This is a genomic window from Variovorax sp. 54 (assembly GCF_002754375.1).
GTDB lineage: Bacteria > Pseudomonadota > Gammaproteobacteria > Burkholderiales > Burkholderiaceae_C > Variovorax.
The window spans coordinates 6,289,995-6,306,144 of the sequence record NZ_PEFF01000001.1 but is presented as its reverse complement, the minus strand read 5'-3'; the positions used below and the strand labels follow the sequence as shown (position 1 = coordinate 6,306,144).

The window sequence follows — 16,150 nt, the reverse complement described above, 5'->3', positions numbered from 1 at the left end:
CTTTTTTGCGACGGCCCTATTGTGGTGCGAGGTGCGTTCAGCCGCTGTGTCGTGCGGCGCTGGCCCTCGCCCACGCGGCCTTCAATGCCTGCTGGCTGGCCGGCGACAGCACGCCCAGGCGCAGGTGCCCCGGCAGACCGAAAGAGGCGCAGTCGCGCAGCTTGATGCCCTCGGCGCGCAGTGCGGCGGCGCGGGGCGGGTATGGCGTGTCGGGCCGCGCGCCGAAGAAGTTGGCGTCGCCTCGCAGCACCTCCCAACCGAGCGATTCGCAGACGGCGCGCTGCCGCGCCTTCCAGTCGCGCAGGATGTCGAGGCTGCGCGCGAGCCAGCCTTGCGCTTCGTCGGTGGTCCATGTCGTGAGCAGCGCCACGCCGTGCGTGCCCAGCGGCCACGAGGGCGCGAGGCGTTCGAGCCGCTCCAGCAGCGGGCCGGCCACGTCGCTGTTCGCCGGCGCGATGGCGTAGGCGGCGCGGATGCCCGTGAGGCCCATGGCCTTGTTCGGTGTCCACAGCTGCCAGACGCGGTCGCGCTGCGCGTCGTCGTGCGAGGGCTGGCCTTCGAGGCGCAGCGGTTCGTAGGCCATGTCGAGCACGCAGACCGCATCGCTCGCGGCATGCTGCGCGATGTCGGGCTGCGGCTGGCCGAACGGGCTCGATGGTTCGCAACACCAGCGCAACGCGGCGCCTTCGGCCTCTTCGGGTGCGCGTCGCACGCCGAGGCCCCAGGCCCCGGCGGCGCGCTCGTAGTCGCCATAGCTGTGTGCGGGCAGCCAGACATCTCCACCGCCGCCCTGCGCCACAGCGGCGCTGATGCGGTGGATGAATTCACTCGCGCTCGCAGCGATCGCGACGCGCTCCACGGCCACACCGTGGAAGGCAGCGAGCGCGGCGCGCAGCGCGGTGTAGCGCGGGTCGGGATAGTGCGCCGCGTCGGCCTCGCGCAGTGCGGCCAGCACCACGGGACACGAGCCGACCGCGTTGCCGTTGGTCGAGAAGTCGTGCGGCGCAGCGCCCGTCTCGTCGGGGCCGCCGTGCACCATCGCGTGATTCGTCATGCCCACCTCGCCAGCAGCGGCGACAGCATCGCGAGCGAAGCGATCACCGCCAGCCCCCACGCCGCCCGTTCGCCGAGCTGCGCGGTGCGCGCGGTGTCGGCAGACGTGGCCGCGCGCCCTTCCCCGTTCAGCGCATAGACGCCCGGCTTCGCAAGCCGCACCCCCAGCAGCAGCGCCATCGCACCCATCGGCCAGCCGCTGTTGGGCGATGGCGTGCGGCGCGCCTCACGGACCACGCCGCGCGGCCAGCGGGCCGCCGCAAGCGCCAGCAGCAGCACGGTGAGGCGCGCGGGCAGCCACGAGAGCACGTCGTCGGCGCGTGCGGCCCACTTGCCGAACCAGGTCCAGTCGCGCCCGCCGCGTTCGCCGCGATAACCCCACATGGCGTCGGCGGTGTTGGCGAAGCGGTAGAGCGCCGCACCCGGCAGGCCGAACAGCACGAACCAGAACACGGGCGCCACCAGCGAGTCGTTGAGGTTCTCGGCCAGCGACTCGATGGCGCTTTCGCGCACCTCGCGCTCGCTCAGTACCGAGACGTCGCGGCTCACGAGGCGCGCGAGCCGTGCGCGGCCCGCGTCCAGCGATTCGCCCAGCGCGGCCTCGACCGCCAGCACTTCGTTGCGCAGCATGCGCCATGCAAATAGCGGCTTGAACGCGAGCCCAAGCACCACGGCCATGGCCCACACCGGCAGCCATTGCATCGCCAGGCTCTGCACCGCCGACGCGACGGCGAATGCGGCCATCGCGCCCACGCACCAGCCGAGCGCGCCCATCGCGAAGCCCGGCAGGTCGCGTGGCTTCGCGTCGGCGGCGCGCGGTGCGAGGCGGCTGCCGATCCATTCCAGGTAGCCGCCCATCCACACGACAGGGTGCAGCGGCGCGGGCGGCTCGCCCAGCCAGCGGTCGACGGCCAGCGCCAGCCACAGGGCGGCGACCAGCGCGAGGGCGAAGACAGTGAAGGGATCTAGCGCAGGCATGGCAGGCATTCTCGTGAATCAGGCGGCAGGCACGGCCCGGCCGCGCCGCCATTGCACCAGCGCGCCGACGGCCAGCAGCAAAGCAGCGCCGAACGCGGCGAGCAGGCGCGGCAGCACGGCGGATGGCGGCGGGGGCGATGCGGTGTCAGTGATGGGCTTCAGCTGGAGGCCGGTCACCGACTGCGCCAGATCTGCCGTGGGCGACTCGGGTGCGGGCGCCGCCGCCTCAACGGGCGCGATGGGCGGCGCAGCAACGACCGGCGCAGGGGCAGTCACCGCCGACGGCGAAGGCACCAACGCAGCCTGCGCAAACCGCTGCACCGCCTCGTTCCGCTCGCGCAGCCCAGTGGCGCTTGCTGCTTCCGTGTAGGCCTGCGCCAGTTCGCGCCGCGTCGTGGCATCGGGCTTCCAGTAGTTCAGCCGGACGGCATCGAGCATGCGCTCCAGCGTCTGCGCGAAGGCGGCGCGGTTCTCGCGCTCCAGCCACTGCCGCGTGCCGAGCCTGTAGGTGTCGCGCACATAGACCTCGTGCAGCGACTGCCAGTGGTCCGCGCGCACGGCCGCGGGCGCGGTCGCCTGCCAGCCCCAGAGGAACTGCGCGGTCTTGAGCACCTGCAGCGCGCCGCTGTAGCCCTCGGCCTTCTGCGCCTCGATCCACTGGGGGTGCAGGTAGCGCGTCTGCATCTCGCGCGCGATGGCGCCGGCGGCGGTGTCGGTGCGCACGGCCGCGCCGTCGCGCAGGTTCTGCACGTACAACGCCGGGTCCTTGCCCGTGAGGTGGCGCACGGCGAGCGCGATGCCGCCCAGGTACTGGAACGGGTCGTCGTTGGTCAGCACGCCGTAGAGGTTGGAGGTGCGCGCCATCAGCGCGGCATCGACCTGCGCGAGGTTGCCCGCGAAGGCGCCCGTGCGCGTGGCGCCGTCGAGGCCGCGCCCGTAAGCGTGGCCCATGCGGTCCATGTAGAGCCCGGCCATCTGGGCGTCGCCGCCGCCGCGCTGCTGGCCTTTCCAGAGCTCGGTCGCGAGTACCGCTTCCTCGAGCCCGGCGCCATAGCTGCCCTGCTCGTTCGAGAACACACGCGCGGTCGACCAGCGCCGCGCCTCGGCCGCCGTCGCGCCCTCCCCACGCAGCGTGCGCGCCATCGCCTCGCTGTGCTGCGCGACGGCGTTGCCGGGCTCGTCGAGCGTGGCCACCTGCTGCACGGCCTCGTCGAGCCAGCGCATCACGTGCGGGAACTGGTCGCGGTAGGAACCGGTGACGCTGATCAGCACGTCCATGCGCGGCCGTTTCAGCACCGCGGCCGGCACGATCTCGATGCCGACCATGCGCCCGGCCTCGTCCCAGCGCGGCTTCACGCCCAGCGCATGAAAGGCCTGGCTCTCGGTCACGCCCTGGTGGCGCGAGGCCTCGCCGGCCCAGAGCGTGAAGGCGATCTTTTGCGGCGGACGGCCACCGTGGGTGCGGACGTGTGCAGCGATCCAGTCGTCCATCGCGGCGACGCCGGTGTCCCAGGCGGCGCGCGTGGGCACGCGGCTGGGATCGAAGCCGTAGAGGTTGCGGCCGGTCGGCAGGCTGTCGGGGTCGCGCACCGGGTCGCCGCCGTAGCGCGATTTCAGGTAGCGGCCGTCGAGCGCGGTGAGCAGGCCTTCGATCTCCTCGTTGTGGGCCAGCACCGCGTCGAGCGCGCGGGCCCGTGCGGCCAGGGCGCGCAAAGGCTCAGCGTCGGCCGTGTCCTGGCCCGCCAGCACGGCTTCCAGCCAACGCGCAGGCTTCGACGCGGCAATGCCTTGCGCATCGGTGAGGAACATCTCGTCGAGGTCTTCGCCCATCGCCTGCGCCACGGGCTTGCCGAGGATCTGCAGGATGGTCTGACGTCGCCGCTGCGCATCGGGCGCCTCGCCGAAGGTCGCCAGGCCCAGCGGCTGCGCGGTCTGCGCGAGCTCGTCGAGGTACGGATGCAGCACGGCGATGAAGCCGGCGAAGTCGGCGCGGATGCGCGCGGGCGTCCATTGCAGGTCGCGGTCGTAGTGCTGGGCAACGAAGTCGGCGGTGAGGCGCCGTTCCATCGCCGTCTTCACTGCGCCGGGCGCCAGCGTTTCCCAGTCGTGCAGGCGGTCGTGCATGTCCCGCACGCCGGGGCGAAAGCCCGCAGGCGCGAACATCGGCGTCGAATGGCTCACCATCGTCGCGCGACCGCGGCGCTTCGCAGTCGTCGCCTCGCCGAGGTTGTCCATGATGTAAGGGTAGACGTTGGGCACGTCGCCCAGCGCGAGCAGCGGATCGTCTTGCACCGAGAGCCCGCGCTCCTTGCCCGCCGACCACTCGACCGTGCCGTGCGTGCCCACATGCACGAGCGCATCGGCACCGAAGCGGCTGCGCAGCCAGAGGTAGGTCGCGAGGTAGCCGTGGCTCAGCGGCACGGCCGCGCGGTGATAGACCTGCTGCGCCTTGTCGGCCACCTGCGTGCCGGGCTCGAAGCGCGGCGGCTGGCGCAGCACGACCACCTGACCGAACTGCACGCGCGGCACCACGAAGGCCGGTGCGCCGGCCACGGGCCGCAGCATGGCCGAGGCTTCGGGCGGGCCCCAGTAGGTTTCGATGCGGCGTTGCGTCTCCACGGGCAGCGCGCGGAACCACGCGAGGTATTGCGACAGCGGCAGCGTGTCGGCCAGCCCCTGGTCGAGCAGCGGCTGCAGCGCATCACCGCCTTGTGCCGTCGGGTAGTAGGCCTTCATCGTGGCCTGCACCTGCGCGATCACCTTGTCCGCGCCCGGCGCCTCGGTGCGGTAGCCGGCGGCCTGCATCGCGGACAGCATCCGGTCGACGCTGCGCGGCACATTGAGGAACGACGCACCGAAGTTGGCCTCTCCCGGCGGGTAGTTGTAGACCAGCATCGCCACGCGGCGCTCAGCGGCAGGCGTGCGCCGCAGGCGCAGCAGCGCGGCGGCCTTGTCGGCCACGGCATCGATCTGCGCGGGCAGCGGCTGCAGGCTGCCGGTGGCAGCGTCGCGCGCGGTGACGAGCATCGGGTCGGTCATGCCCGCGAGTTCGCTCGGGCTGTAGTAAGCGGCGATGTCGGTCTGCGCGAGGCCGTCCTTGCTGCGCGCCCATTGCGCCGCGTCCATGGCGAGCGACGGCAGCGTCTGCAGCACTGGCACGCCGATGCGTTCGAGTTCGGCCTTGCGTTCGTTCGGGCTGAACACCAGCGCGGCGTTGATGAGGAGGTCGGCCACGCGGCGCTCGCCCTCGTTGGCGTGGGTCATGCGGAAGAACAGGTCCTTCTGCTGGCGCGGGCCGTAGAAGGCGTAGGCGCGCAGGCCGCGCTGCGCGAGCGTGCCGATCAGGCGGTCGAGCCAGTCGGTGTCGTCGCCGGTGAGCGTGGCGCTGTTGACCGCGATGGCGACGGTGCCCTGTCCGCCCGGCAGTGCTTCGACGGCCGCGATGCTGCTTTCGACGCGCGGCCAGTCGGGGTGATAGAAGCCGGCGAGTGGCAGCGGCACGGGGTCGGGCAGCCCGGCTAGATCGCCGGCGCGTGCCATAGCCTGGACCGAGGCCTTCAGGTTCGCTTCGCCCGGAAAACGCCAGTAGGCGCGCAGCCGCTGCGCCCAGGCCGCATCGACGCCGCGCTCGGCCGCGAGCGGTGGCACCTCGGGCGGCTTCTGGCCTTTCGCCACGAGCGCGAATTCACCGATCTGCACATAGGGAACGGCGCTGCGTGCGATGACGTCGCCGAAGCGCGCCGCCACCGACTGGGCGACACTGAGGTGCGGCGCATCGATGACCAGCAGGCGCGCACCGTCGAGCGCGGCAGCCAGCGCATCGGGCGTGTCCTGCGCGGCCGACACCACCTGCAGCGGCACACCAGCCGTGTGCGCCGCCGTCTGCAACCGCACCACGCGCGCGGGCGACACCAGCGCCGTGCTCAACACCACCACGCGAGACTCGGCCGCCATCACAGGCTGCGCCGCCAGGCACAGGAGGCAGAGCAGAAGCGCGAAAATCCGCGTCACTTCCCGCCCGACGCCGGCACCGCGTCCGCCGGCACGTAGATCATCGTGCCGTCCTTCAGGCGCCAGGCGGTGCCCGCCTTTTCACCGTCGCCCTGCCCCGTCGCGCCGCTGGCCTTGAAGCGCGTGACCTTCTGGCCTTCGCGCGTGATGATCTCCATGTCGGGCTGGCCCTCGTGGCGAATGACCGTCACCTTGTCCTGCGAGAACGGATTCACCGGGTTGTTGATGACCGCGATCATCAGCATGCCGATCACGACCATAAAGACGTCGATCAGGTTGATGGTCGAGAGCACCGGGTCGTCGTCATCGCTGTCGAGACTGCTCAAAATCGAGAACTGCCTGCGGCTCATGACAGCCGATCCCGCGCGTCGAGCAGCATCACCAACTCGCGCATGAGCCAGCGGCGGCGCACCGTGTAGACCACGAAGGTGATCGAGGCCGAAGCCAGCGCCACGATCACGGCCGCGAACGCGGGCGCCAGGCTCTGCGCCACGCCCTGCGATTCGCCCGAGGCCACGGCCACGAGCGCCGGGCCCATGGGGATCATGGTGGCGATCAGCCCGAGCATCGGCGCCACGCGGCTGCACAGGCGCACGCCTTCGAGCTGCTTGAGCACGACCAGCTCCATCTGCTCCTGGCTGGCCTGCGCATGGCGCTGCAGCACCAGCGCGCGCGACGGATCGCGGCGGCGCTGCCACCACTCGATGCCGAAGGCGCCGAGGCAGTACACCGCGTAGACGAAAGACAGCAGCACGCCGAGCGTCACGGGCCAGAGGAACAGGCGCGCGAGTTCGAAGAGAACGGTGTCGAAGGCCAGCATCAGGTGGGCTCCACGGAAGAAGATGAAGTGGAAGAAGGATCGAACAGGTCCGACGGACGGCCCCAGCGTTCGTCGAACACCAGCGAGGCAAGCGGCGCACGCCTGGCCCAGCGTTCGCGCTGCAGCATCGGCTCTTCGTAGAACGCATGCACCGGCCCCAGGCACAGCAAGGCGATCGGCTCGGCGCCTTCGGGCAGGCCGAGCAGCACGCTCAGCTCGGCGGGCTCGAACAGCGACACCCAGCCCATGCCCAGCCCTTCGGCACGCGCCGCGAGCCAGAGGTTCTGGATCGCGCAGGAGGCCGAGGCCAGGTCCATCTGCGGCAGGGTGCGGCGACCGAACACATGCTGCTCGCGACCGTCGGCCAGCGTCACCACCAACAGCTCGGCCGCGTCGAGCACGCCCTGCACCTTGAGGCGCATGAACTCGTCTTCGCGCTGGCCGAGCGCGCGGGCAGTGAGCACGCGTTCGCGCTCGACCACCTCGTGCAACTGTCGGCGCAGTTCTTCGCCGCGCACACGGATGAAGCGCCACGGCTGCATGAAGCCGACGCTGGGCGCATGGTGCGCGGCGTCGAGCAGGCGGCGCAGCACGTCGGGCGGCACCTCACCCCCTGCAAAGTGGCGCATGTCGCGCCGCTCGTGGATGGCGCGGTACACCGCCTTGGCCTCGTCGGCCGCGAACGCATGCGCCACCATCGGGTTCAGTCCTCGATGCCGCGCTGCGCCGGAATACCGGCCTTGAACGCATGCTTGACCATCTGCATCTCGGTGACGGTGTCGGCCAGCTCGATGAGCTCGGGCGGGCAGCGGCGGCCGGTGAGCACAACGTGCACGTGCTTCGGGCGTGCGCGCAGGGTCTCGAGCACGCCTTCGAGCGGCAGCCAGCCGTAGATCAGCGGATAGGTGATCTCGTCGAGCACCACGAGGAAAAAGTCGCCCGACAGGATCGCGGCCTTGGCCTTTTCCCAGCCGTCGCGCGCCAGCTGACCCGAGCGCTCGAGGTCCTGGCTCTTCCAGCTGAAGCCGTCGCCGAGGCCTTCGATGGGAATGCCAATCTGCTCGAACATGCGGTGCTCGCCGAAGCGCGCCGAAGGCACCTTCATGAACTGGTAGATCTTCACGGCCTTGCCGCGGCCGTGTGCGCGCAGCGCGAGGCCGAAGGCAGCGGTGCTCTTGCCCTTGCCGTCGCCGGTGTTGACGATGACGATGCCGCGGCGTTCGCCTTCGGGCTTCTCGTAGGGCTTTTCGCTGGGAGGGGTTTCTATTTGCATGAGGTTTTCCGTTTGCTTGTGTTCTTGGCGCGGTCGTTCAGGGCGTGTGCACAGGACACCGGGTACTTCCCTCCGCGAATGTCCCCCGCTTCGCTCCTCCTTTATTTCGCTGCGGGAAGCACCCAGTGCCCTGCGCACGACGGCACGCTCTGCGTTTGCGGCCGATCGACCACCGCTGCGAACAACGATCACGCTGATGGGGTGCCTTGCGCAGCGAAATCAAGGAGGAGGCCGCAGGCCGGGGGACATTCGCGGAGCAAGGTGCCTCGTCGGCGGGAGCGCGCCCTGAATGACTCGATGCGCGAGGTGTCATAGCGGCAACGCGATCCACTGATCCGCGACGCGGTGAACGCGAATCCGATGGTCGAAGACTTGCTCGAGCGCCTCGTGAGTCACTGGATCGGAACACGCACCGTGATGCACCACCCTCCCCCGATTCATCACTACCAATTCGTCTGCAGCCAACGCCATCGGCAATTCATGCAACACGCTGACCACGGTGCGGCCTTGCGCCACCAGTTCGCGCGCCGTCTTCATCCAGTCCGCCTGATGCGGCGGATCGAGGTTGGCCAGCGGCTCGTCCATCAGCAACAACTCGGCCTCGACGGCCAGCGCCCGCGCCAGCAGCACACGCTGACGTTCGCCACCCGAGAGCTGCCCCAACGGACGGTCGCGCCAATCCCAGGCCTGGGTGCTGCGCAGTGCGCGTTCGACGGCGTCGCGGTCGGCTTCGCTAGGTGCCGCGAGCCATCGCTGATGCGGCAGGCGACCGAGCATGGCGACGTCGTAGACCATCAGGTCGTCGGCACTGCCCTCGCCCGTGCCGCTCTGGCCGAGCCACGACAGGCGTCGTGCGCGCACGCGGGCCGGCACGGCAGCCTGTGCGTCGCCGAAGAGCCGCACCTCGCCGCGGTGTGCGAGCAAGCCAGCCAACGCCTTCAACAACGTCGACTTGCCGGCCCCGTTCGGTCCGACGATGCTGGTCCAGCGGCCGGCGGCGAGCGACAGGTCGATGCTGTGCAGCACCTCGACCGACCCGAGCGTGGCGCTGAGGCCGTGCGCTTCGAGCGCGGCGGATGGGGTGCGGCTCACAGTCCGCCTCCCTTCGCGCCGCGCCGGTGCATCAGCCACAGCAGGTAGCTGCCGCCGAGCACGGCCGTGAGCACGCCCACCGGCAGTTCCTGCGGCGCAATCAGCCAGCGCGCCAGCAGGTCAGCCGCCATCAGCAGCAACCCGCCCATCAACGCCGACAGCACGATCAGGCGCGCATGCGTGGTCTTGACCACCGAGCGCACCAGGTGCGGTGCGGCCAGGCCGACGAAAGCGATCAGGCCGGTCTGCGCGACGGCGGCGCCGGTCGCCAGCGCCAGCACCGCCACCAGCGCGGCGCGCATGCCGCCGAGTGGCAACCCGAGGCTGCGCGCCGTGGCCTCGCCGAGCGCGAGCCCGTCGAGCACCGGCGCGAGCGCCCAGGCCAGCAGCAGGCAGACCGCACCGACCGCCGCCATCACGGCGCAGGCGGTCCAGCCGACCAGTCCGGTGCTGCCGAGCACGAAGCCCTGCAGCGCCTGCAGGATGTCGGCCGAGGCGATGGTGATGAGGTCTTTGGCGGCGCCCAGCACCACGCCGACGATCACGCCGGCGAGCAGCAACCGCAAGGTCTGCTGCACGCCACGCGCCAGCGTGAGCGTGAGCAGCACCGCGGCCACGGCGCCGACGAAAGCCGCGCCGGTGAGCCCGATGCGCATCACCCATTGCGTGCTGGTGACGGAGCCGCCGAACAGCATCAGCGCCAACGCCACGCCGAGTGACGCACCCGAAGCACTGCCCAGCAGGTACGGGTCGGCCAGCGGATTGCGGAACAAGCCCTGCGCCACCGCGCCAGCGAGCCCGAGCAGCGCGCCCGCGAGCCATGCGCCGAGGGTGCGCGGCAGGCGGATGTCCCAGACGATCTGCAGCGCCACCGGATCGTGCCGCGCGGACAGCAGGCTCTGGAAACCGGTGCTGCCGATGCCGAGGCCGAAGAGCAGCAACGCCGCGCCCAGCAGCAGCAAGCCGGCACCGAGCAGCAGCACGCGACGCAGATGGGCGGAATGCATGCCGCTCACCGGCCCTTGTCCGACAGGCACTGCGCCATCAGGCGCGCGGCCTCGTCCATGCGCGGACCGGGGCGCACGACCACGTCGGTCTGTTCGGCGTCGAAGCGGCACACGCGCCCTTCGCGCACCGCGCGGATGCCGCCCCAACCGGGGCGCTGTTCCAGCCCCATCGCGCTGCGCACGCTGACCATGATGAGGTCGGGGTTCGCACGCACGACAAACTCGGGGTTGAGCTTGGGAAAGGGGCCGAGCGACGCCGGCACGATGTTCTTCACGCCGAGCCGCGCGAGCGTCTCGCCGATGAAGGACGAATCGCCCGCCGCGTAGGGGCCGGTGTTGACTTCGAAGTACACGCGCAGGCCCTTGGCACTGGCGGGCAGCGACTGCGCTGCGGCGGACACGGCCGCATCGATCGCGCGCCAGACGGCCGGCGCCTCGTGCGTGCCGAGCACCTGGTCGAGTGCGCTGAGTACGCGACGCACGTCGGCATGGCTTTTGGGTTCGAGCACGATCACCTTCAGGCCCAGCGCCTCGAGTCGCTGCGTCACGCGCGACGACTTGGCGAGCAGCACCACGTCGGGCTTGAGCGCGACGACGGCTTCGACATTCGGATCGATCCCGCCGCCAAGCTGCGGCAGCGCACGCACCTGCGCGGGCGAGTTGGAGTAACGGTCGACGCCGATCAACCGGTCGCAGGCACCGAGCGCGCAGACGCCTTCAGTGAGCGATGGCAGCAGCGAGACGATGCGCTGCGGCGGTTGCGCCAGGTGCACGGTGACGCCGCGCTCGTCGACCACATCGATGGCCTGCGCAGCCTGTGCGCACACCACCAACGCAAGGCCAAACAGCGACGCACGCAGCCACGTCTTCATGGGTTCGAACCTCATGCGACGGGCGCCTTCAGCGTCAGCGGCAGGCCGGCGACCATCAGCGTCGCGCGGTGGCACGCGGCCGCCACGTCCTGGTTCAGCCGGCCGAGCACATCGACGAAGGCGCGGGTCTCGCGGCCCAGCGGGATCACGCCGAGGCCGATCTCGTTGCCGACCAGCACCACCGGTCCGCGCGCCTCGCGCAGCGCGATCAGCAGCAGCGTGGCGTGCGCCGAGGGCGTGCGCGTGACCACGGCGGCACCTTCGGTGCGCAGCGGCATCAGCAGGTTGGTGAGCCACAGCGTGAGGCAGTCGACCACCACGAGCGTGTCGGGCGCGCTCTGCGTGACGATGGCACGCGCCAGCTCGATCGGCTCCTCGAGGGTCTGCAGGCCCGGCACGCGCTCGGCGCGGTCGCTCTGGTGGCGCGCGATGCGATCGCGCATCTCGTCGTCGTGGGCCTGTGCGGTGGCGATCAGCACCGCGCGGCGCGATGTGGGCGCGGCGGCGAGCCAGTCGGCGGCGCGCTGTTCGGCGCGGCGCGACTTGCCGCTTTTCTGGCCGCCGAGGATGAATTCGTGCTCAATGAGGGGCATCGGAAGACGCCTGTACGGCGCGGCTGTCGAGTTCGAGGGGCATGGCGCCGAAGAGCCGCGCGGTCGCCTCCGGGCTGGACGCGAACCACGCATGGAAGTAGCTCGCGCGCACGGGGCCGTGCACGTACAGCGCCTCGCCGCCGCGCGTGCCGACGGTGCGCGCGGCGGGCGCGAGCGGCGTCTCGCAGCGCGAGTAGTGGAAGGTGTGGCCGCGCAAGGCATGCACGCCGAGGTCGAGCTGCTGCGGGCCGAGGCCGGCCAGCCGCTTCTGCATGACCGCCCGTCCCGGCAGCACGCCCCAGAGGCGGTGCACGTCGTGCGGCTCGGCGTCGTCGCGCGTGGCGAGTTCGTCGAACAGCGCCATCATGCCGCCGCACTCGGCCCAGATGGGCTTGCCGGACGTCACATGGTTCGCGAGCGAAAGCCGCAACCGGTCGCTGGCCGACAGCACTTCGGCGTGCAGCTCGGGATAGCCGCCGGGGAACCAGGCCGCGTCGCAAGGCGGCAGCGGCTCATCCGCCAGCGGCGAGAAGAACGCGAGCCGCGCACCGAGGGCTTCGAGCACGTCGAGGTTGGCCGGGTAGATGAACGAGAACGCCGCGTCGCGCGCGATGGCGATGGTGCGTCCGGCCAGCAGCGGCGCGATGGGCACTGCGGCCTCCGGCTCGAAGCGCAACTGCGGCAACTGCTCTGGCGTGCGCTGTCCGAGCGGCGTGGTGGCGAGCACGTCGGCCGCAGCGTCGAGCCGCTCCATCGCGTCGCCGAGTTCGGCCGCGCCGACCAGCCCGAGGTGGCGTTCGGGCAATGCGAAGTCGGCGCTGCGCGGCAAGGCGCCGAGCCAATCGGCGGGCTCGCGCAACGCGTCCTTCAGCATGTCGGCATGGCGCTCGCTGGCCACGCGATTCGCGAGCACGCCGGCCCAGGGCAGGCCCGGCTGGAAGTTCTGCAGGCCGTAGGCCAGTGCGCCGAAGGTGCCGGTCATGGCCTGCGCGTCGATCACGGCCAGCACGGGCAGGCCCAGGCGCGCGGCCAGTTCGGCCGCGCTGGGCGTGCCGTCGAACAGGCCCATCACGCCTTCGACGATGACCAGGTCGGCCTCGCACGCGGCGGCATGCAGGCGCGCGCGGCAGTCGGCCTCGCCGGTCATCCACAGGTCGAGCGAATGCACCGGCGCGCCGGTCGCCAGCGCGAGCCAGTGCGGATCGAGGAAGTCGGGCCCGCACTTGAAGGCCCGCACGCGGCGGCCCTGGCGCACGTGCAGCCGCGCGAGCGCGGCTGCGACGGTCGTCTTGCCCTGCCCCGAAGCCGGGGCGGCCACGAGCACCGCGGCGCAGGTGGCAGCGGCGCCAGGCGGGAAACGGCGGTTGTTTACTGCGGAGTCCACTTGAGTCCGACGTACGCGGTGCGGCCCCCGTTGGCGTAGAGCCGTGCGAACTGGTAGTCCTTGTCGCCCACATTGTCCACGCGCGCCACGAGGTTCAGGTCACGCGTGATCTGCGTGCTGGCCGACAGGTTCAGCAGCGTGTAGCCGCCGAGCTTGACGGTGTTGGCGGCGTCGTCGAAACGCTTGCCCGAGCTCTGGATCTCGGCGCCCAGCGTCCAGCCGGCGACGCGCCAGTCGGCACCCAGCGTGCCGTGGGCCCGGGCGCGGCGTGCCAGCAGGTTGTCGGTGGCGAGGTCGCGCGGGTCCTGGTAGTCGAGCGAGGCGCGCAAGGTGACGTCGCCGATGCGGTGGCCGCCCGTGAGCGTCACGCCCTGGTAGCGCGCGCGGGCCGTGCTGGCGTAGCAGCCGAACGACGACTGGCAACCCTTGGCGCTGCCGTCGAACACGATGAGGTTCTGCACGCGGTTGCGGTACAGCACGATGCCGGCCTGCGTGGCGCCGGCCGTGTACTGCAGGCCCAGCTCGACGTTGCGGCTCGATTCGGGCTGCAGGCTTGCCAGGCCGTACTCGCTGAAGCGCTGGTACAGCGTGGGCGCGCGGAACGCGGTGCCGGCCGACACGGTGGCGCGCAGGCTCGGCGTGATGGCGTAGCCGTAGGCGGCGCTGCCGGTGGTCTTGCCGCCGAACTCGCTGTCGTCGTCGTGGCGCACGTGCAGCTGCAGCGAATGCGGGCCCTTCACGTAGCCGTAGCCCAGTGCGGCGGCGTTCTGCGAACGGTCGCGCGAGAACAGCTTGGCCGAGGTGGTCGGCGCGTTTTCGAGCGCGTCTTCGCGGCGCTCGAGCGTGGCGGTCACCAGGTGCGCGCCAAAGCGGAATTCGTTCTGGAACAGGTAGCCGCGCAGGCGGGTTTCGGTGCGATAGAACGAAGGCTGGGTCTTGTAGACGGTCTGCGAATCGGTCACCTGCAGGCGGGTGCTGTAGATGTCGTTCCACTTGGCCGACCAGGTCAGGCCGGCGGTGCGCAGCTCGTTGGTCGACACATCGTCGCGGAAGGTGATCGGCAGCTTGGTGCGAAAGCTCACCGACGGGTCGTAGGCCGCTTCGGTGTTGCTGGTGAGCAAGGTGGCGTCGATGCGCTGGTCGGGCGTGATCTGGAAACCCAGCTTCAGGTTGCCCGAGGTGCTGCGGTAGCCGTCGCGGTCGGGGTTGGTGAAGCCGTCTTTCGAGGGCGTGCGCTTGGCGATGGGCTGGATGTTGAAGCCCTTGCTTTCTTCATGTGCCACGCCAAACGAGTAATCAAGCAGGCCCGACTTGCCGCTCACGCCGCCTTCGATGCGGCGCAGGCCGTGGCTGCCGAAGCCGATGCCGGCGTAGGGCGACACGCCCTCTTCGCCGCGCTTGGTGAAGAGCTGGATCACGCCGCCCACGGCGTCCGAGCCGTACACCGCGGCGGCCGGGCCGCGCAGCACTTCGATGCGATCGATCTGCGACAGCGGAATGCCTTCCCAGCCGGCGCCGCCGGTCGATTGCGAGTCGATGCGCACGCCGTCGAGGTAGACCGCGGTGAAGCGCGATTCGGCGCCGCGGATGAACAGGCTGGTGGCGTTGCCCACGCCGCCGCTGCGCGAGAGCTCCATGCCGGGCAGGCGCGCCAGCACGTCGGCCACGCCGGTCGCGCCGCTGCGCTCGATGGTCTTGCGGTCGACGATGGAGACATCGCCCACCAGGTCCGACAGCGCCTGCGGCGTGCGGTTGGCGGTGACGACGGTCTCGTCGAGCGTGGCAGATGCTGCTGCGGCGGCTTGCGCCTGCGCAGCCAGCGGCACCAGGGCCAGGCCGCCGAAGGCCGAGGCCAGGGCAAGTGTCAGCGGCAGGCACGCGGGACGGTTGCGGCGCGCGCTGGCGCGGCCGCTGGAGAGGGAAACACAGGAAATCATGGGGTGAACCGAACGAACTTCTATGCCCTGGCCGGCTTCCCCGCCGGCGCCATGGGCGTCATGGCTGCCGATGCGGCAGCCGCCTTGTTGGCCGGTATCCGGGCTGGCAGATCGACCCTTTGCCGCCTTCCCAGGCGCCTGTTTCAGAGCGCCCAGTGGCTGGATGGAAAGGGGTGACGCCTTGCGGCGTCGTCTGCTTGACCGTTGCGGGGGCAGCGCAGGCGGCTTCGGCCCCGGGGGGCGTCCACTCCTGCTTCCCGTTGAACTGCGCCGTGCGAACCACGCCGCGAGCACCAACGGACAGGATTTTAGGCCCACGGGGCGCGCACGCCACACCGGGTTTGATCACCGGCGGCGCAGGCCCCAGAATCTCGGCCACGTCCGGCGCGCGCCCGCGCGGTGCGCCAGACCTTCCGAATTCCCGGGAAACTACAATCGCCAACCATGCCCGCCTCCAGCCCCATCGACCAGATCGCCGAGCGTGTGGAACGCCTGCTCGTGCGTCACGAAGAGGTGCAGCGCACCAATGCGCTGCTGCAGGAACAGGTCGATGCGCTCACGCGTGAACGCGACGGCCTGAAGTCGCGGCTCGCCGCGGCCCGCACCCGCCTCGATGCCCTGCTGGAACGGCTGCCGGCCGAACCCCCTTCCGAAGATTCCCATCACGCATGAAGCAGATTGAAGTACAGATCATGGGCCAGAGCTATTTGCTCGGCTGTCCCGACGGCGGCGAGGCGCAACTGCGCGAGGCCGTCGACCGCGTGGACGCGGCCATGTGCAAGATCCGCGACGCAGGCAAGGTGAAGGCCCGCGACCGCATCGCCGTGCTCGCCTCGCTGAACCTGGCTTTCGATCTCGCGGCACAGCAGGCCGCTGCTGCCGCCGCACCGGCCCCTGCGGTTGCCGTCGCAGCCACCGCCAGCACCGGCGAAACCTCCGGGGACACCGACCCGCAGGCCGCCCAGCTCATTCAAAGACTCGATCAAGCCCTGGCGGGCGATGGACATTTGCTCTGAAGGCACGCGGCACGACGCAGACGGGGCGTAAAATCCACTTCGTCTGCAGACGTGTCGGGCTTAATATTTCCTTGTTCCAATGCTCTCCGGAGCCGGGCTTGGTACATCGCTAGA

The 16,150-nt window shown here is 70.6% G+C and carries 15 protein-coding genes and 1 riboswitch; of the genes, 2 read left to right on the top strand and 13 right to left on the bottom strand.

Features of this window, described 5'->3' with window-relative positions; all coding sequences use genetic code 11:
* Positions 1-37: 37 nt before the first annotated feature.
* From CLU95_RS28885 to CLU95_RS28825, 13 genes are all read right to left on the bottom strand, one after another.
* Positions 38-1,054: an aminotransferase class I/II-fold pyridoxal phosphate-dependent enzyme gene (locus tag CLU95_RS28885; protein WP_099796763.1), complete on the bottom strand. Its 1,017-nt coding sequence runs from the start codon at positions 1,052-1,054 to the stop codon at positions 38-40.
* Positions 1,051-2,031, bottom strand: a complete 981-nt coding sequence (cbiB, locus tag CLU95_RS28880) for an adenosylcobinamide-phosphate synthase CbiB (RefSeq protein WP_099796762.1) — start codon at positions 2,029-2,031, stop codon at positions 1,051-1,053. The genes CLU95_RS28885 and cbiB overlap by 4 nt, the downstream gene beginning before the upstream one ends.
* 18 nt (positions 2,032-2,049) lie before the next feature.
* A complete protein-coding gene (cobN, locus tag CLU95_RS28875; protein ID WP_306513208.1) occupies positions 2,050-6,042 on the bottom strand; it encodes a cobaltochelatase subunit CobN in 3,993 nt (1,330 codons plus the stop codon).
* The gene (locus CLU95_RS28870; RefSeq protein WP_099796761.1) at positions 6,039-6,392 is read right to left on the bottom strand and encodes a DUF2149 domain-containing protein; all 354 of its coding nucleotides are present in this window, start codon (positions 6,390-6,392) and stop codon (positions 6,039-6,041) included. Before CLU95_RS28870 ends, cobN begins: the two co-directional genes overlap by 4 nt.
* A complete protein-coding gene (locus CLU95_RS28865) occupies positions 6,389-6,862 on the bottom strand; it encodes a MotA/TolQ/ExbB proton channel family protein (RefSeq protein ID WP_095745109.1) in 474 nt (157 codons plus the stop codon). The genes CLU95_RS28870 and CLU95_RS28865 overlap by 4 nt, the downstream gene beginning before the upstream one ends.
* Complete coding sequence (gene bluB, locus CLU95_RS28860) at positions 6,862-7,560, bottom strand: 5,6-dimethylbenzimidazole synthase (RefSeq protein ID WP_099796760.1); 699 nt, start codon at positions 7,558-7,560, stop codon at positions 6,862-6,864. Before bluB ends, CLU95_RS28865 begins: the two co-directional genes overlap by 1 nt.
* 5 nt (positions 7,561-7,565) lie before the next feature.
* Positions 7,566-8,135, bottom strand: a complete 570-nt coding sequence (gene cobO, locus CLU95_RS28855; RefSeq protein ID WP_099796759.1) for a cob(I)yrinic acid a,c-diamide adenosyltransferase — start codon at positions 8,133-8,135, stop codon at positions 7,566-7,568.
* A 309-nt stretch (positions 8,136-8,444) separates the two neighbouring features.
* Positions 8,445-9,227 (bottom strand): ABC transporter ATP-binding protein, encoded by a 783-nt coding sequence (locus CLU95_RS28850; RefSeq protein ID WP_099796758.1) that lies wholly within the window; start codon positions 9,225-9,227, stop codon positions 8,445-8,447.
* Positions 9,224-10,234, bottom strand: a complete 1,011-nt coding sequence (locus CLU95_RS28845) for a FecCD family ABC transporter permease (RefSeq protein WP_099797518.1) — start codon at positions 10,232-10,234, stop codon at positions 9,224-9,226. The genes CLU95_RS28850 and CLU95_RS28845 overlap by 4 nt, the downstream gene beginning before the upstream one ends.
* A gap of 5 nt (positions 10,235-10,239) precedes the next feature.
* Positions 10,240-11,106: an ABC transporter substrate-binding protein gene (locus tag CLU95_RS28840; protein WP_099796757.1), complete on the bottom strand. Its 867-nt coding sequence runs from the start codon at positions 11,104-11,106 to the stop codon at positions 10,240-10,242.
* Between the two features lie 11 nt (positions 11,107-11,117).
* A complete protein-coding gene (locus tag CLU95_RS28835) occupies positions 11,118-11,699 on the bottom strand; it encodes a bifunctional adenosylcobinamide kinase/adenosylcobinamide-phosphate guanylyltransferase (RefSeq protein WP_099796756.1) in 582 nt (193 codons plus the stop codon).
* Positions 11,686-13,083, bottom strand: a complete 1,398-nt coding sequence (locus tag CLU95_RS28830) for a cobyrinate a,c-diamide synthase (RefSeq protein WP_099796755.1) — start codon at positions 13,081-13,083, stop codon at positions 11,686-11,688. The genes CLU95_RS28835 and CLU95_RS28830 overlap by 14 nt, the downstream gene beginning before the upstream one ends.
* Positions 13,068-15,020 (bottom strand): TonB-dependent receptor domain-containing protein, encoded by a 1,953-nt coding sequence (locus CLU95_RS28825; protein ID WP_099796754.1) that lies wholly within the window; start codon positions 15,018-15,020, stop codon positions 13,068-13,070. Before CLU95_RS28825 ends, CLU95_RS28830 begins: the two co-directional genes overlap by 16 nt.
* A gap of 72 nt (positions 15,021-15,092) precedes the next feature.
* Positions 15,093-15,333: riboswitch (cobalamin riboswitch) on the bottom strand.
* 131 nt (positions 15,334-15,464) lie between these two features.
* Here CLU95_RS28825 and CLU95_RS28820 point away from each other — a divergent pair.
* Both CLU95_RS28820 and CLU95_RS28815 read left to right on the top strand, forming a co-directional pair.
* A complete protein-coding gene (locus CLU95_RS28820) occupies positions 15,465-15,692 on the top strand; it encodes a hypothetical protein (RefSeq protein ID WP_056581479.1) in 228 nt (75 codons plus the stop codon).
* Positions 15,689-16,036, top strand: a complete 348-nt coding sequence (locus CLU95_RS28815) for a cell division protein ZapA (protein ID WP_099796753.1) — start codon at positions 15,689-15,691, stop codon at positions 16,034-16,036. The genes CLU95_RS28820 and CLU95_RS28815 overlap by 4 nt, the downstream gene beginning before the upstream one ends.
* Positions 16,037-16,150 lie beyond the last annotated feature (114 nt).

Coding starts and splice junctions, on each gene's coding strand:
- cobO (WP_099796759.1), bottom strand. CDS start 8,135: ATGCAAATAGAAACCCCTCCCAGCGAAAAGCCCTACGAGAAGCCCGAA.
- CLU95_RS28845 (WP_099797518.1), bottom strand. CDS start 10,234: ATGCATTCCGCCCATCTGCGTCGCGTGCTGCTGCTCGGTGCCGGCTTG.
- CLU95_RS28835 (WP_099796756.1), bottom strand. CDS start 11,699: ATGCCCCTCATTGAGCACGAATTCATCCTCGGCGGCCAGAAAAGCGGC.
- CLU95_RS28815 (WP_099796753.1), top strand. CDS start 15,689: ATGAAGCAGATTGAAGTACAGATCATGGGCCAGAGCTATTTGCTCGGC.
- CLU95_RS28870 (WP_099796761.1), bottom strand. CDS start 6,392: ATGAGCCGCAGGCAGTTCTCGATTTTGAGCAGTCTCGACAGCGATGAC.
- CLU95_RS28820 (WP_056581479.1), top strand. CDS start 15,465: ATGCCCGCCTCCAGCCCCATCGACCAGATCGCCGAGCGTGTGGAACGC.
- cbiB (WP_099796762.1), bottom strand. CDS start 2,031: ATGCCTGCGCTAGATCCCTTCACTGTCTTCGCCCTCGCGCTGGTCGCC.
- CLU95_RS28840 (WP_099796757.1), bottom strand. CDS start 11,106: ATGAAGACGTGGCTGCGTGCGTCGCTGTTTGGCCTTGCGTTGGTGGTG.
- CLU95_RS28865 (WP_095745109.1), bottom strand. CDS start 6,862: ATGCTGGCCTTCGACACCGTTCTCTTCGAACTCGCGCGCCTGTTCCTC.
- bluB (WP_099796760.1), bottom strand. CDS start 7,560: ATGGTGGCGCATGCGTTCGCGGCCGACGAGGCCAAGGCGGTGTACCGC.
- CLU95_RS28885 (WP_099796763.1), bottom strand. CDS start 1,054: ATGACGAATCACGCGATGGTGCACGGCGGCCCCGACGAGACGGGCGCT.
- CLU95_RS28825 (WP_099796754.1), bottom strand. CDS start 15,020: ATGATTTCCTGTGTTTCCCTCTCCAGCGGCCGCGCCAGCGCGCGCCGC.